Annotated in this window: 12 protein-coding genes; 2 read left to right on the top strand and 10 right to left on the bottom strand. The window is 47.8% G+C overall.

From position 1 onward, the window contains the following. Positions 1-228: 228 nt before the first annotated feature. The 7 genes from ABWV55_RS07425 to dapB all read right to left on the bottom strand — a co-directional run bounded on the left by ABWV55_RS07425 (position 229) and on the right by dapB (position 5,168). Positions 229-891, bottom strand: coding sequence for a DUF4335 domain-containing protein (locus tag ABWV55_RS07425; protein ID WP_353291468.1), 663 nt, complete (start codon positions 889-891; stop codon positions 229-231). Further along, entirely contained in the window at positions 863-1,405 is a 543-nt protein-coding gene (locus ABWV55_RS07420; protein ID WP_353292677.1) for a DUF3038 domain-containing protein, read from the bottom strand. The genes ABWV55_RS07425 and ABWV55_RS07420 overlap by 29 nt, the downstream gene beginning before the upstream one ends. A gap of 542 nt (positions 1,406-1,947) precedes the next feature. After that, positions 1,948-2,184: a DUF2949 domain-containing protein gene (locus ABWV55_RS07415; RefSeq protein WP_353291467.1), complete on the bottom strand. Its 237-nt coding sequence runs from the start codon at positions 2,182-2,184 to the stop codon at positions 1,948-1,950. A 23-nt stretch (positions 2,185-2,207) separates the two neighbouring features. Beyond that, the gene (locus ABWV55_RS07410; protein WP_353291466.1) at positions 2,208-3,326 is read right to left on the bottom strand and encodes an FAD-dependent monooxygenase; all 1,119 of its coding nucleotides are present in this window, start codon (positions 3,324-3,326) and stop codon (positions 2,208-2,210) included. Between the two features lie 29 nt (positions 3,327-3,355). Then, complete coding sequence (locus ABWV55_RS07405; RefSeq protein WP_353291465.1) at positions 3,356-3,607, bottom strand: high light inducible protein; 252 nt, start codon at positions 3,605-3,607, stop codon at positions 3,356-3,358. A 67-nt stretch (positions 3,608-3,674) separates the two neighbouring features. Beyond that, positions 3,675-4,334 carry a hypothetical protein gene (locus ABWV55_RS07400; RefSeq protein WP_353291464.1) on the bottom strand — a complete coding sequence of 220 codons (660 nt, stop codon included), beginning with the start codon at positions 4,332-4,334 and terminating at the stop codon, positions 3,675-3,677. Continuing rightward, positions 4,335-5,168, bottom strand: coding sequence for a 4-hydroxy-tetrahydrodipicolinate reductase (gene dapB, locus ABWV55_RS07395; protein WP_353291463.1), 834 nt, complete (start codon positions 5,166-5,168; stop codon positions 4,335-4,337). Between the two features lie 130 nt (positions 5,169-5,298). Between dapB and ABWV55_RS07390 the strand changes: the two genes are divergently transcribed. After that, a complete protein-coding gene (locus ABWV55_RS07390; RefSeq protein WP_353291462.1) occupies positions 5,299-9,309 on the top strand; it encodes a magnesium chelatase subunit H in 4,011 nt (1,336 codons plus the stop codon). A gap of 465 nt (positions 9,310-9,774) precedes the next feature. Here the strand turns inward: ABWV55_RS07390 and folP are convergent, their stop codons facing one another. Genes folP through ABWV55_RS07375 form a run of 3 tightly spaced genes read right to left on the bottom strand, consistent with a single transcriptional unit; the run spans position 9,775 to position 11,562 of the window. Next, the gene (gene folP, locus ABWV55_RS07385) at positions 9,775-10,554 is read right to left on the bottom strand and encodes a dihydropteroate synthase (RefSeq protein WP_353292676.1); all 780 of its coding nucleotides are present in this window, start codon (positions 10,552-10,554) and stop codon (positions 9,775-9,777) included. 43 nt (positions 10,555-10,597) lie between these two features. Beyond that, on the bottom strand, positions 10,598-11,329 hold the full coding sequence (gene tpiA / locus ABWV55_RS07380; RefSeq protein WP_353291461.1) for a triose-phosphate isomerase: 732 nt from the start codon (positions 11,327-11,329) through the stop codon (positions 10,598-10,600). Positions 11,330-11,343: 14 nt separating this feature from the next. After that, the gene (locus ABWV55_RS07375) at positions 11,344-11,562 is read right to left on the bottom strand and encodes an RNA-binding S4 domain-containing protein (protein WP_353292675.1); all 219 of its coding nucleotides are present in this window, start codon (positions 11,560-11,562) and stop codon (positions 11,344-11,346) included. Positions 11,563-11,601: 39 nt separating this feature from the next. Here ABWV55_RS07375 and ABWV55_RS07370 point away from each other — a divergent pair, with 39 nt between their 5' ends. Further along, positions 11,602-13,347: an ABC transporter ATP-binding protein gene (locus ABWV55_RS07370; protein ID WP_353291460.1), complete on the top strand. Its 1,746-nt coding sequence runs from the start codon at positions 11,602-11,604 to the stop codon at positions 13,345-13,347. Positions 13,348-13,887 lie beyond the last annotated feature (540 nt).

Raw genomic sequence — 13,887 nt, 5'->3', positions numbered from 1 at the left:
TTTCGTGCTCTTTAACCAAGCCTTGCACAGTAGCAAATCCTAGTTAGGGCGATATATATGGTCGGAAGAAACTTACTTAGTGATTCGTAGCTATAGTGACAGCTTGTTGCGACTGGCAGGCTCTTATGCGAGCAAACGAATCATATCGAGTCTAACTGGCCAGCTCCTAGACTTGAAGTATAACAACATTGCTAGTTTTATTAATTGACAAAGGTTAATTGCTAAACATCATTGTTTGACAGTAGGCTGTATTGTCTCGGCGGCAGGAGTCGACAATTGTAACGTTGCCTCTTCATGTGTTAGCGGCAATGGTTGAATCATGGCTATCGCAACTGTGGCTCCCAGTGCAAGACTTCCAAAAACCGGGGCAACGAGACGATGTTGCAGGGGAATGCGATCCATAATCTCTCTTCGTTTAAGCGGATGATCTGCGGGGATCGTCCAGGCAAGTTTCACTCGCTCGTCTAAACGGAGTAAATCCAAGCATTGCACTAGGTCAGCAAGGTCAGCGTCATCAAGATTGATTTGCAATGGTTCGACTTCGTCACGGCTGCTTCGCAGTTCTAGTTGGTGTCCTGCACCAGAGCCATTGGGGCTGATCGATACAAAACTGTCGGTGGCACCAAAACGACGCCTCACGCCTGATAAACAATGTCGGGCATAGGGCATGACAACTGTCATCAATGCTTCAAGATGTTCACAGGTTCCCTCTAATTCTGGAGCTCCGATAATTTGCAGTCGCCATGCAGAAAGGATGCTGATGGCATCGTTACCATGGCTAGCGGATAAATCCGGATACCCTTCAATCAGAAGAAGAGCGGCGGTTTGCTCATAGCTGTATATGTTTTTTTGCATGGCTAAGTCAAGGTGTAGGGTCGAGCAACGTGGCACGAAGTCTGTTTACCCCGCCGGCTCCTGCACAGAGAGCTAGGGTGCTGATTAGTTGATGATGCAAAATTCCCTCCTTATCGGGATTCAACAGGTGCAGCACAGCTCCACGCCGAAGGTTCATTCGCTCTTCAATCAAATCACCTAGGCGTTTTTTGAGTAGCAGCCAGCGTTGTTGAGTAAGACAAGCCGGTTCACGGCTTGAAAGTAACTGGTGAAGCATCGGGTAGAGACGTTCAGCCATCGCGCACACCAAACAGATCATGGATTCAGCATCAACTGGATCTAGCTGTTCGCGTCGCGTGGTGCGACGCAAGGGGTTATGACACCGACGCTTCCACAGTTCAACTCGATTAGGAAACTGGGTTTGAAACCCCATCTGGTGGCTCGTCCAAAGCATCGCTTCACTACCGTTAAGGTCGAGGGCTTCAATAGTGAGCAATAGAAGATCGAGACGCTGAACACCACGACGGCTGAGGCGGGCACCAGAACCAGGTTGCGTTGGGGTTTTTGTCACGGCTGCGATGACACCAAGAGTCACATCCTCTCGTCGCCTAGCTTTGGATCTTCGATTGCATAGTTCAGAATGGTTCCAGATTGTTTCAAACCCGAGATTCTCTATCAGAGATACTGACTCGATATTTAGCTTACCCGAAGTTACTGCAGAAGTGATCCAACAGCTTGCGCTTATTTGTGAAAGCGCTAACTTGGATTCAATCGTTTAGTACTGAATACCGAGAGTTCATTAATTTCATGTATAGGGTATTTATTTACTGTAATCCTGACTCTAATTTTGGTGCGAAAATTTGGAAAGTCGCTGGAACACGTGGTTAATACATTACACTTTTAAGCTTAGATAGCGAGATGTTGGGAAATCAAAACTGATGCCTTGTCTAGATAACCTCAAATTCTTGTTGCGGATGATCCAATCGCTACGGAGGTATCACTATGATTGATATTTCAATCGGCAAAACGGTGTCGGCAGACATCAAATGGGTTTTGCCTTTTTACTAAGCTGAAGAGAGTAAACAGTAGAATGGTTCTGTTGAGAATTTTTAATCAACCCATCCAAGTTTTTCTTCGTGACGACTGAGCGTCTTGCCAATCCAGAACTATTTGTAGCTGATCAAGGCTTAGTAAACCAAAGCTCCATAGAACAATTGGTAGGGGTGCTTGTTCTAGTTCGGCTTGCTTTGATCCCAGCTGAAGAGCACTTAAACTCAGGCCAACGCATCTTTGTAGAAACTGTTTCAGTTCCACCGATGCTGTTGGCTGTGGATGGCTACACATCACCATGGCAATACTGATGAGTGGAGCAGTCAGTCTGGCAATGCTCGCCAGATTTGCATTGGACCATCGGTCATTGCCTTAAGACTGAGTTGACGCAGCCCTGCGTTATTGCGCAGAAGTTTTAATAGAACATTTCTGAAAACCATCAAGAACCAGTTGCGATTCGAAAAAACCCGTACGAGTAGGTCGGTAGCAAGACCAACTAGAATTAGGTCTATCCAGCGCTTGCGCCCATAGCGCGCTGCAACATGAGCAGCTGGTCCGCCTTGCTTTACGACACGCATTAAGACGTCGACATCCCGCCAGCATAAGTTCAGTCCTTGACCGCCTACTGGATGACAGCGATGCCCGGCCTCTCCGATGAGGACACCGCGGCCGTGACTCAGTCGATGTGCCAGCATCCATTGCTGAGTGAAAGCTTTAGGCTGGTCCAGCAGAAGATCAGGCTCCATTCCAGGAGGTAAAACGCTAGCCAATTGATCAAGGAAAGTGCTACTGGGCAGTGCGCTACGTTCTTGACACCGGTGCATCGGTGCACTCCAGACAATTTGGAAATTGTTCTTTCCGAGGGGTAGTATGGCGAGGGGGCCTTCCGGACGAAATAGCTCACAAGCCTGATTTGACTTGGCACCCCTGAGCACCACCTTTGCAGTGAGGCACCCTTGATGGTAGCGGTTGAACCAACATCTGATCCCCCAGCTTTCCCGTGTCGGTGACAATGGGCCGTCGGCAGCGACGACCAGGCTGTTCTGTCCCGGGGCCGGTGGCGTAGAACCGCCTAGGTGCAACTGCACCAAGGCCGCTTGTTGTAGGCGACCGAAGAGCATATCCATCAACGGGCGGTGGTCGAGGATCCATCCGATTGCTCGATGACCACGATTTCTCAGTGCTAGATCATCGTTCAAGAACAACACCTGGTGACCCAAAGTCAAATCACGCAGATCTAATCGCTCAAAGGCAATTAGATGATCTTGCAAAGCATCCCATAGCCCGAGTTGGCTCAATAATCGACGACTTGAGTGGGTGATGGCATAAGCACGGCTCCGCGCCTGAAGTGTCTCGGGGCTTTGAGGATCATATAAAACTACGCACCGATTCTGATGAGCCAGTAGTAAAGCCGCCAGGGAGCCGGTTGGACCAGCTCCCATAACATGGATGTCAAATGAGTTGCTTGCTATCAACCTAGGCCGAGCAATCCTTGGGTGAAAGCTTCTCCTCCCATGGCGATTTCGGTGGCAAGTAGGGCAATAAACCCGAGCATGGCCATCCGGCCGTTTAGTTTCTCAGCGCGTTCATGAAAACCCCAGCCCTGCTCAGCCTCTACCACCTGCATGCGGGGTTCAGTGGCAAAGGCGTTGAGACGGCCTCCATCCTCGGTAGTGACAGTGGTACCGCGGATTACCGGGGAAGAAGAAGTGAATTGAGTCATAAAGCAAGTGTTGACGTCTTTGCAACGAAGTGTAAACCAACCTTGCGGAATGTTTGCAAATGGATGGTCAGTTTTCGACTTGATGGGCAAGACGTAGCTGGCAAAGCTCTTCAAACGCCGGCCGTAGCAGGAAAGGGTATTCTCCAACCCACATACGAAGTCCTGGCAGCCAGGCATCGCTGAGGGCCGCTACCCGTGAAAAATCTCTTCTCTCACTCAGGACTAAACATTGAATTGCTGTTCCAGGATGGATTAACTGGTGTTTTTTATTCATGGGGAAGGCTACCTTGCCCAGATAGCCCTCTTCATCTTCAATCTCCAGTAACATCCAGGTACATCGGTTTTCGACAATTTGAAGTTTTCCGCGGCTATCTGCCTGTTCGTAGCGGTTACTGACACGCTCTTGGGTAACGATGTTAGCAACTTCACCCTTAAAAAGAGCGGCTGCGGGATAGCGCCGCAGCGTAGCATTGCGCCGGCCTGCTTGGATAACCGGTCCCCAAAGGACGTAAAGTAGGAACACCACACCGGCGATAAGCCAAAAAGGTCCCCAGCGACCGGACATTTGGCTTTGACTGATCAGTAATGAAATGACGCCACCGATCGTGGCGATCATTACCCGCTGCAAAATCTTTTGCGGAGATCCGAGTGAGAATCGAAACTGACTACCTGTGGCCACAGCCGGGATGAGCCGCTGCAGTTCACCAGGACGAAGCGGAACCATCATTTAAATAAGCCGTTCAAGACCGTAGACCAGTTGTTTCAGAGAACCAACCTTTCTCACTGTGAGCAGCACCCCAGCCATGTAAGCCGATCGATCAATTGTGTCGTGGCGAAGGGTGTACGTCTCGCCAAGAGCACCAAATATGACTTCTTGGTGTGCTACAAGGCCGGGTAATCGCAAAGAGTGCAAGCGCAAACCACTTTCCCGCAATCCTCCCCGTGAACCTGATAACGATTCATATTCATCTACTTCAGCCTGATTAAAGCTCTTGCCAAGGTCTTCCATTAATTCAGCGGTTTTGATGCAGGTGCCACTAGGTGCATCTGCTTTGCAGTTGTGGTGAAGCTCAATAAGTTCGGCGTTGTTGTAAAACCGGGCCGCCGCCGCCGCCGCTTGCTGTAGAAGCACCATGCCAACGGAAAAATTGGGAATTACTGCCCCACCCATAGAGGCCTTGGTAGAAAACTCAGTAAGGTCGCTGAGCTGATCGGAATTCAGCCCCGTGGTGCCGATGACAGGATGAATACCGTAAGCAATAGCTGTTCTGGTGTGCTCAAAGACCACGGATGGATGCGTGAAGTCCACTAAAACAGCTCTTTGGTCAGAATTTCGAGCTGACTGGCTCACCGCGCAGAGGCAACCTTCAAAATCGGCAGTGACAGCCACCCCAAGATCCTTGAGACCCATCTCCACTCCTACGTCAAATCCTTCTTTGCCAGGAGTGTTATCGATGGCGCCAACGAGCTCACAGTCCCCAGAATTAACAACAGCTGTAACGACTTCCGTACCCATACGGCCGAGGGCACCCGCGACGACAACGGGAATCTGAGAGGTCATCGAAGCGGAGCAAACATTCCAGAGCCTATGTGCTCACTTATGTAAACCCTAATCGAAACCAATCGAAAGCTTTTGTGCCCGGGTTATGGGATCGCCGTAGTGTTTCTCATTAATAGCCAAAAGTGCACAGATGTTCACACAGGTCTGCTCCGCTAATCGCCGCGTTGCCCCTGTTGAAGGTCAGAGTCACAAATTTGTGATGAAAGCGGTTTATGTGGTGCTTGAACCTCAGTACCAGAATGCCCTAACCCAGGCCGCCAATGTGTTGAACGCGTCACAAGTCGATCTTGGGATCGAACTGAGCGGATATCTGATCGAGGAACTGCGTGATAATGACAATTACGCCGGTTTTTGCGCTGATGTGGCCGAGGCCGATGTGTTTATTGCTTCGTTGATCTTCATCGAGGATTTGGCGCAGAAAGTGGTGGAGGCTGTTGTTCCCCATCGGGAACGTTTAAAAGCTGTTGTGGTGTTCCCCTCTATGCCGGAGGTAATGCGCTTAAACAAGTTGGGCAGCTTCTCAATGACTCAGCTGGGTCAAAGCAAGAGTGCAATTGCAGGTTTCATGAAGAAGCGGAGGGAAGCCAGTGGAGCTGGTTTTCAGGACGCCATGCTCAAACTGTTGAACACGCTCCCCACGGTTCTCAAGTACTTGCCCGTGGAGAAGGCACAGGACGCGCGCAGTTTCATGCTTAGTTTTCAGTATTGGCTGGGAGGAACTCCAGAAAATCTTCGCAACTTCTTCTTGATGTTGGCCGACAAGTATGTGTTCCCTGTCGCTGAGGGCGAAGAACATTTGGCTATGCAAGTCGCAGAGCCAGAAATCTTTCCCGATTTGGGGATTTGGCATCCGCTCGCTCCCTCAATGTTTGAAGACTTGAAGGAATATCTCAACTGGAACTCTAGTCGAACTGATTTATCAGAACAGGCCCGTTCCGGCCCTGTGATCGGTTTGATACTACAGCGCAGCCATATTGTCACCGGAGATGACGCTCATTACGTCGCCACTATTCAAGAAATGGAATATCGCGGTGCACAGGTAATTCCGATTTTCTGCGGAGGACTTGATTTCTCGAAACCCGTCAATACTTTTTTCTATGATCCGCTTCATCTAGATCAGCCCCTGGTAGACGGCGTAGTTTCCTTGACGGGATTTGCCCTCGTAGGTGGTCCAGCCCGCCAAGATCACCCTAAGGCTATCGAATCGTTGAAAAAGCTTAATCGTCCATACATGGTGGCGTTGCCACTGGTGTTTCAGACTACCCAAGAATGGGAGGGAAGCGACCTTGGCCTTCATCCGGTGCAAGTTGCTCTGCAGATCGCGATCCCTGAGCTAGATGGCGCTATCGAACCCATTGTGCTGTCCGGCCGTGATGATGCAACCGGAAAAGCACACACTCTGCAGGATCGTGTTGATGCGATTGCTGAACGGGCTATCCGTTGGTCCTCTTTGCGAATAAAGCCTCGTATCGACAAAAAGCTAGCCATCACTGTGTTCAGCTTCCCTCCTGATAAAGGCAATGTCGGTACTGCCGCCTATCTAGATGTTTTTAGTTCGATCCACTGCGTGATGCGGGAGATGAAAGCCAAGGGGTACAACATAAAAGATTTGCCAAATACCCCAAAGGATTTGCTCGAGGCTGTAATCCAATCCCCTGATGCGACTAAAGGATCCCCGGAGCTCTCCATCGCCCATCGTATGAGCGTCGAAGAGTACGAGCTGCTTACCCCTCACTCGACACGTTTAGAAGAGAATTGGGGTAAACCTCCTGGAAATCTTAATAGTGATGGCCAAAATCTCTTGGTATTTGGTAGACATTTCGGCAATATTTTTGTAGGTGTACAGCCCACCTTTGGATACGAGGGTGACCCGATGCGCCTTCTGTATTCCCGAAGTGCAAGTCCGCACCATGGTTTTGCTGCGTATTACACCTATCTTCAAAAGATTTGGAAAGCGGATGCCGTCCTTCATTTCGGGACGCATGGTTCGTTGGAATTCATGCCCGGCAAGCAAATTGGTATGAGTGAAAATTGCTATCCTGACTCTCTGATTGGTGCGCTGCCCAATCTTTATTACTACGCTGCCAATAACCCTTCGGAGGCCACCATTGCCAAGCGTCGTGGTTATGCCTCCACAATTAGTTACCTCACACCTCCCGCAGACAACGCTGGTCTTTACAAGACTCTAAAAGAGTTAGGAGAACTAGTGGGTTCTTATCAGCAGTTGCGTGAAAGTGACCGTGGTGTACAAATCGTCAAGACAATTATTGAAACAGCGCGTCAGTGCAATTTTGATAAGGACGTTGCTCTACTTAAAGAAGATGCGGTTTCAGTAGATCTTGATGGACGCGACGCCTTGGTTGGCGCTGTGTATCGACAACTGATGGAAATAGAGAGCCGTTTATTGCCTTGTGGTCTGCACACCATTGGTCGACCCCCTACAGCCGAGGAGGCGATAGCTACCTTAGTGAGCATCGCTTCACTGGAACGTGAAGAAGATGGTTTATGTTCGTTGCCTGGTCTTCTTGCAGATGCGATCGACCGCGATATTAACGATGTTTACCAAGGCAGTAACGACGGGATCCTAGCCGATGTGGAGCTTTATCGCTCTATTACTAAGACATCCCGTGCTGCTGTCGGAGCGATGGTTCATTCGTTGAGCGGTCTTGATGGTCGGGTAACCATGCGCAACAGCCTTGGCTGGTTGCACAGCCTAGCTACCCGCTTTGGTCTCAAGCTTCCATCTCCTTGGCTACGAGTTTGCTGCAACGACGGTTTCACTCGGGTCAACTCTACCGCACTTGACGATCTATTTGGTTACCTGCGTTTTTGTCTAGAGCAGATCTGCACCGATATGGAGATGGATAGTCTACTGAAAGCCCTTGATGGTGAATACATTCTTCCCGGGCCAGGTGGTGATCCAATTCGTAATCCTAATGTGTTGCCTAGCGGTAAAAACATTTATGCCCTAGATCCCCAGGCAATTCCTACCCGTGCTGCGGTTTTATCGGCCAAGGGGGTGGTTGATAAGCTGATTGAACGACAACGAAAGGAACAAGGCACTTGGCCGGAAACAATTGCTTGTGTGCTTTGGGGAACAGATAACATCAAAACCTATGGCGAATCTCTAGCTCAGATTCTTTGGTTTGTTGGCGTGAAGCCAATGCCCGATTCAGTTGGTCGTGTAAATAAATTGGAGCTTATTCCACTTCAGGAATTGGGTCGTCCTCGCATCGACGTGGTAGTAAATTGTTCCGGTGTGTTCCGAGATTTATTTATAAATCAAATGGCCTTGATTGATCAGGCCGTCAAGATGGCTGCTGAAGCAGAAGAGCAAATTGAGCAAAATTTTATTCGCAAACATGCCTTAGAACAAGCAAATAAAGAAGGTGTCAGCCTGCGTGACGCTGCTTGCCGTGTGTTTTCTAATGCTAGTGGAAGTTATAGTTCTAACATTAATTTAGCGATCGAAAATAGTACTTGGGAAAAAGAGAATGAGCTCCAAGAGATGTATCTTTCTAGAAAGACTTTTGCTTTCAATGCAGACAACCCTAGCGAAATGAATCAAAGAAGGGATGTATTTGAATCAGTTATGAAGACTGCCGACGTGACTTTTCAAAATTTAGATTCGGCAGAAATTTCACTCACTGATGTGAGTCACTATTTCGACTCCGATCCCACCAAGCTAATCGCTGACCTTAGGGACGATGGCAAATCACCTATCAGTTACATCGCAGACACTACGACAGCAAATACTCAAGTTCGTTCCTTAAGTGAAACGATTCGTCTTGACTCCCGTACAAAATTGCTCAATCCCAAATGGTACGAGGGAATGCTCAATTCTGGTTACGAGGGTGTACGTGAGGTAGCTAAGCGTCTTAATTTCACCCTCGGATGGAGCGCTACCAGCGGTTCAGTCGACAACTTTATCTATGAAGAAGCAAACGAAACATTTGTTAATGATTCTAAAATGTGTAAGCGTCTTTTGGAGCTGAATCCCAATAGCTTCCGTCAGATTGTCGGCACTTTGCTTGAGGTGCATGGTCGCGGTTACTGGCAAACGTCCGACGATAACATTAAGCAACTGCAAGAACTTTACCAAGAAGTAGAAAATCAGATTGAGGGAATTGTAACTAATTGATTGTTTTAAAATCATTAAATTTCTTAAAAATAATTTTGAGAATTACTTCTTCTACACACAAAGATCTTATTTGTTTGATTAGTAATCTTTTTATCTGTGCTTGTAATTGTAAAAATAGATTTTGTAAAAAGTAAAATTTTTCTAGAAACCTTTAGTATAGATTACTCTTAGTTATATTAAAACATGCGAGAAATAAGAGATTGTCAATAACTTTTCAGTATCTTGGTTAATTCTAATTGGGTTGTCTATGCTTCCAGTGTAGTTCTATATAGTTTTAGGCCCAAATTTGTTTTATAATCTAAAGATTAATCACAGTACAAAGTAATTTATTTATGTAGCAAACTCTAGCAGGTATTAATTTTACTTACTCTTATACTAAATTGTATCTTATTTTTAATGGAATAATTTGCACATTACCTCGGTGTACTACTTTGCCCCGTTATGGGTGATCCAAGACTTTCCTCTCTACCAAAGCTCTGTGGCCATCTGCAATATTTGAGAAATTGGACCTACATCATGCACACGAACAATCGCTACTCCAGCTTGAGCACACCGGCAGACTACAGCCGCTGTACCCCATAGTCGTTCCTTTGGCCTTGGTTCCTTTAGCACCGCACCAATAAATCGCTTACGTGAGGGACCTAAAAGTAGCGGAAATCCATCTTGGTTGAGCTGTTCAAGCTCTCTCAGAAGTTGAAGATTTTGATCGTGGGTTTTAGCAAAACCTAATCCTGGATCCCAAATAATTTGAGAAGGTTCCACCCCGGCTTTGATTGCTTTGTCCGTGCGTTGTCGCAAACCTGTCAGTACATCTGTCGTGACATTGTTGTAAACGATTAATTGATCCATACTTTGACTATTTCCTCGGCTGTGCATTAGGACAATCGGGCAATGAGCTTCTGCCACAACTCGCAAAAGTTCTGGATCTCGACAGCCTCCACTCACGTCATTAATCCAGTTCGCCCCAGCTTCGAGAGCGGCAGCCGCTACAGGTGCCAAAAATGTATCAACGGATATCAAGGCATCAGGACAGTGGCTGCGGATCTCTATCAGGGGTGGGAGGAGACGATGACACTCTTCTTCAGCGCCCACCTCTTCTGCACCAGGTCTCGTGCTTTGGGCTCCCAGGTCAAGAACGTCAGCACCCTGGTGCAACTGTTTTTGTGCTTCTTCAATGGCTTGATCCGGCTTAAAGAACTGTCCACCATCGCTGAAGGAATCAGGTGTGATATTGATCACCCCCATCACAGCCGTGCGTTCTTGCCATCCAGCAGGCCATTTCTTGGATTTAGACAGTCTGATAGTTGGCAATGCGCGCAAAGCTGTCGGGTTTAAGTGAAGCTCCACCAACAAGAACGCCATCGATATCACTCATCGCCATTAGCTCATCGATGTTGCCTGGCTTAACCGAACCTCCGTATTGAATAACCAAGTCGGGAGATCCCACCCAACTGCGGATTAGACCACAAATGCGATTGGCTTCCGTCGCTTCGCAAGTTTTACCCGTACCGATTGCCCATATGGGCTCGTAAGCCACCACTAACTGATCGGCATCAAGACCTTCTAGTCCCTGCTCGATCTGACGGCGAATCACGCGCTCCGCCTCACCGCGTTCTCGCTGTTCGTCTGACTCGCCAACACAGACAATGGGAATAAATCCGTTTGCCTGGGATGATAAAGCTCTGTTATTGATTTGCTCATCGCTTTCACTAAAATACTTACGTGGCTCGCTATGACCCACGATCGTGTAGTTCACATCATGTTCTTGGAGCATAGATGGTGAAATCTCTCCGGTAAATGCGCCTTCCCTTTCCCAATGAACGTTTTGGCTGGCTAATGCAACTGAGCTGTCCTCACAAAGACGGGCCATTGTAGAGATGGCTGTGAAGGGAGGTGCCAACACCAAATCGCGATCATTCGGTGTGTCAGCGACGAGAGGAAGGAAGGCACCCATGAACTCCCTAGCCTGGGCACAGGTCATATGCATCTTCCAGTTGCCGGCGATCACTGGTCTACGCACGGTTTCGTTTCTGTTTAGATTGAAGCCAACTTACGGCCGGCCCGGTCGTGATTTAACTCCTCCACAATGCATTCTTCGCCAGTAAACACAACTCGATCTCCCGCGCCTAGTTGACGCCCACGCCGCACTTCAACAGATCCATTCACCTCTACCTCGCCCATTTGAATGCGTTGCTTGGCTTCGCTACCGGTGGATACCCAGCCTTTCCACTTGAGGTACTGACCTAACTTCATTCGCGAGGGAACTCCGCCTGGCATTGGTACTGTGCCACTATGCCAGGATTTATTCAAACCGGTTTTTATCGATTGCTGCCGCTGTTACGTCCACATCTGTTGCGGCTAGCTTGGGGTGGCTTGTGCATAATTATTTATATTGGTAGTTTCCCGCTCCTCGTTTACCTGGCCGGTGAGCTATTCCCAGCTCTGGGGTCTGGTAATTTGGTGCGCGTGTTTCAACTGCTTGGCGTAGCAATAACGATTTTTTCAGTGCAAAAGATCGCTCAGTTCGGCCAAGATTCTCTGTTGGCAGGCCCTGCACTACAAGTGAGTCGACGGTTGCGCAGTGACTTGTTTCGCCATTTGCAGAGGGTTGAACTAAGGGCTCTTGAAAAGTTATCGGTTGGTGATCTCACTTATCGACTTACCGAAGATGCTGATCGTGTCGGAGAGGTTCTTTATAAGACCTTCCACGATACTCTTCCTAGCTTTTTGCAGTTGGTTATCGTGTTGTTAACCATGCTTTGGCTTGATTGGAAGCTCACGCTGGCGATCTTATTATTAGCTCCAATCATCATCTTGTTGATTAACCGATTTGTGGCACAGGTAGTGGTAGCCACTGAACTTAGTCAAACTAAGGTGAGCAAGCTTGCCGGGCTCCTGGGTGAGGCAATTGAAGGGTTACCGCTAGTGCGTGCTTTTGCGGCTGAGTCTTGGCTTCAGGATCGTTTTGAAAAAGAAATTGACCAGCATCGACGAGCACGGCAGCGTACCTACAGCCTCGTTGCCCTCCAGCATCCCGTTGTGGGCATCATTGAGGTGATGGGCCTCTTTACCGTGCTTGCTCTAGGTACTTGGCGGATTCAAACTGGCGATCTCGACATTGCAGGCTTTAGCAGTTACCTAACTGGCTTAGTCATTTTGATTGATCCCATCGCACATCTCATCAGCAATTTTAATGAGTTTCAGCAGGGACAGGCATCCTTTCGCCGCCTTCGTGCCATTAAATGTGAACCGCAAGAGCCTGCTGATCATGAAAATGCAGTGTCTCTTAGTCAACTTAAAGGACAACTTATCTTTGAACAGGTGAGTTTTGGTTATGACCCCGCTCAGCCAATATTGCACCAACTCAATTTGCATGTTCAAGCGGGTCAGGTTCTTGCCCTAGTTGGTCCATCGGGGGCCGGAAAAAGTACTATTTTCTCATTGCTCTTGCGTTTCAACACCTGCCAGGAAGGTCGCATCCTTTTAGATGGCCATGATCTGAGTTGGTTGCGGGCTCGTGATTTGCGTCTTCAGGTTGCCCTAGTTCCTCAAAGAACTACCATTTTTTCAGGAACAATTGCTGAGGCTGTGCGATTTGGCCGCCCAGCAACAGATGCTGATGTAAGAAAAGCCGCACTTCTAGCGAATGCTGATGAATTTATTGGCGATTTGCCTGATGGCTATGAAACTGTGCTGGAGGAACGAGGTACTAACATGTCGGGTGGTCAGCTGCAACGTATTGCCATCGCCCGTGCTGTGCTCGGCAACCCTGCACTTCTACTCTTAGATGAAGCCACGAGCGCTCTCGACGCCGAATCAGAAGCTGCGGTTCAGCTCGGTTTGAAGCAGGTGATGACAGGACGCACAGTAATTGTGATCGCCCATCGCCTTGCCACGGTCCAGGAAGCTGACCAAATTATTGTTTTAGAACGCGGCTCAATCGTTGATAGTGGCACTCATGATTCTTTGATGCAATGCGGCGGTCGATATAGGGAGCTTTGTGAGCGACAATTCATCCGCGACCTGCAGAATAGATAAATTCTCTCGCACTTTACACATTAGCTTCGATTACTCTTGGCAGTAGCAACAATCGGTGATTAACTCGGTGTCTAAAAATCTCATTTTAACATTTTAAGGCAGGCATTATGTTGTTAATGTCTTTGCTTAATATTATAAAGATCATGTTAGTTGCCGATACTTGTTTAAACTTGAATCAACAAAAAATAAACTTCAAAATTTTGACTGTTGGTTGTTAGAATTAGCCATGCAATTGAGCAAAAATTGCAGTTGATAACCACAAAGTCTAAAAGCTAAGATAACTTTATTATTTTAAGTTAAAAAGAAAATGTGTCTCTTAGACTCGTTTTCTTATGCGAAAGTTACTTTAACTAGTTTCTGATCTCAGAGTAGCAAATTATGGGAATAAATTTAGGAACGGTCCGGATAGTAAGAATAAAGCCACCATCAAGGGTAGTGTTATTGCGGAGTTTGATAAGGCTATTTTTCACGATGTCTAACAGTTAGCTAATCTCAGGAAAATCATCGACTAATCTTTTAGATCTTTCCACTAATGCGTTA

This window comes from Synechococcus sp. M16CYN (assembly GCF_040371545.1).
Classification (GTDB): domain Bacteria; phylum Cyanobacteriota; class Cyanobacteriia; order PCC-6307; family Cyanobiaceae; genus Parasynechococcus.
The sequence above is the reverse complement of the archived record's forward strand: the minus strand, read 5'-3'. Positions and strand labels throughout refer to the sequence as shown.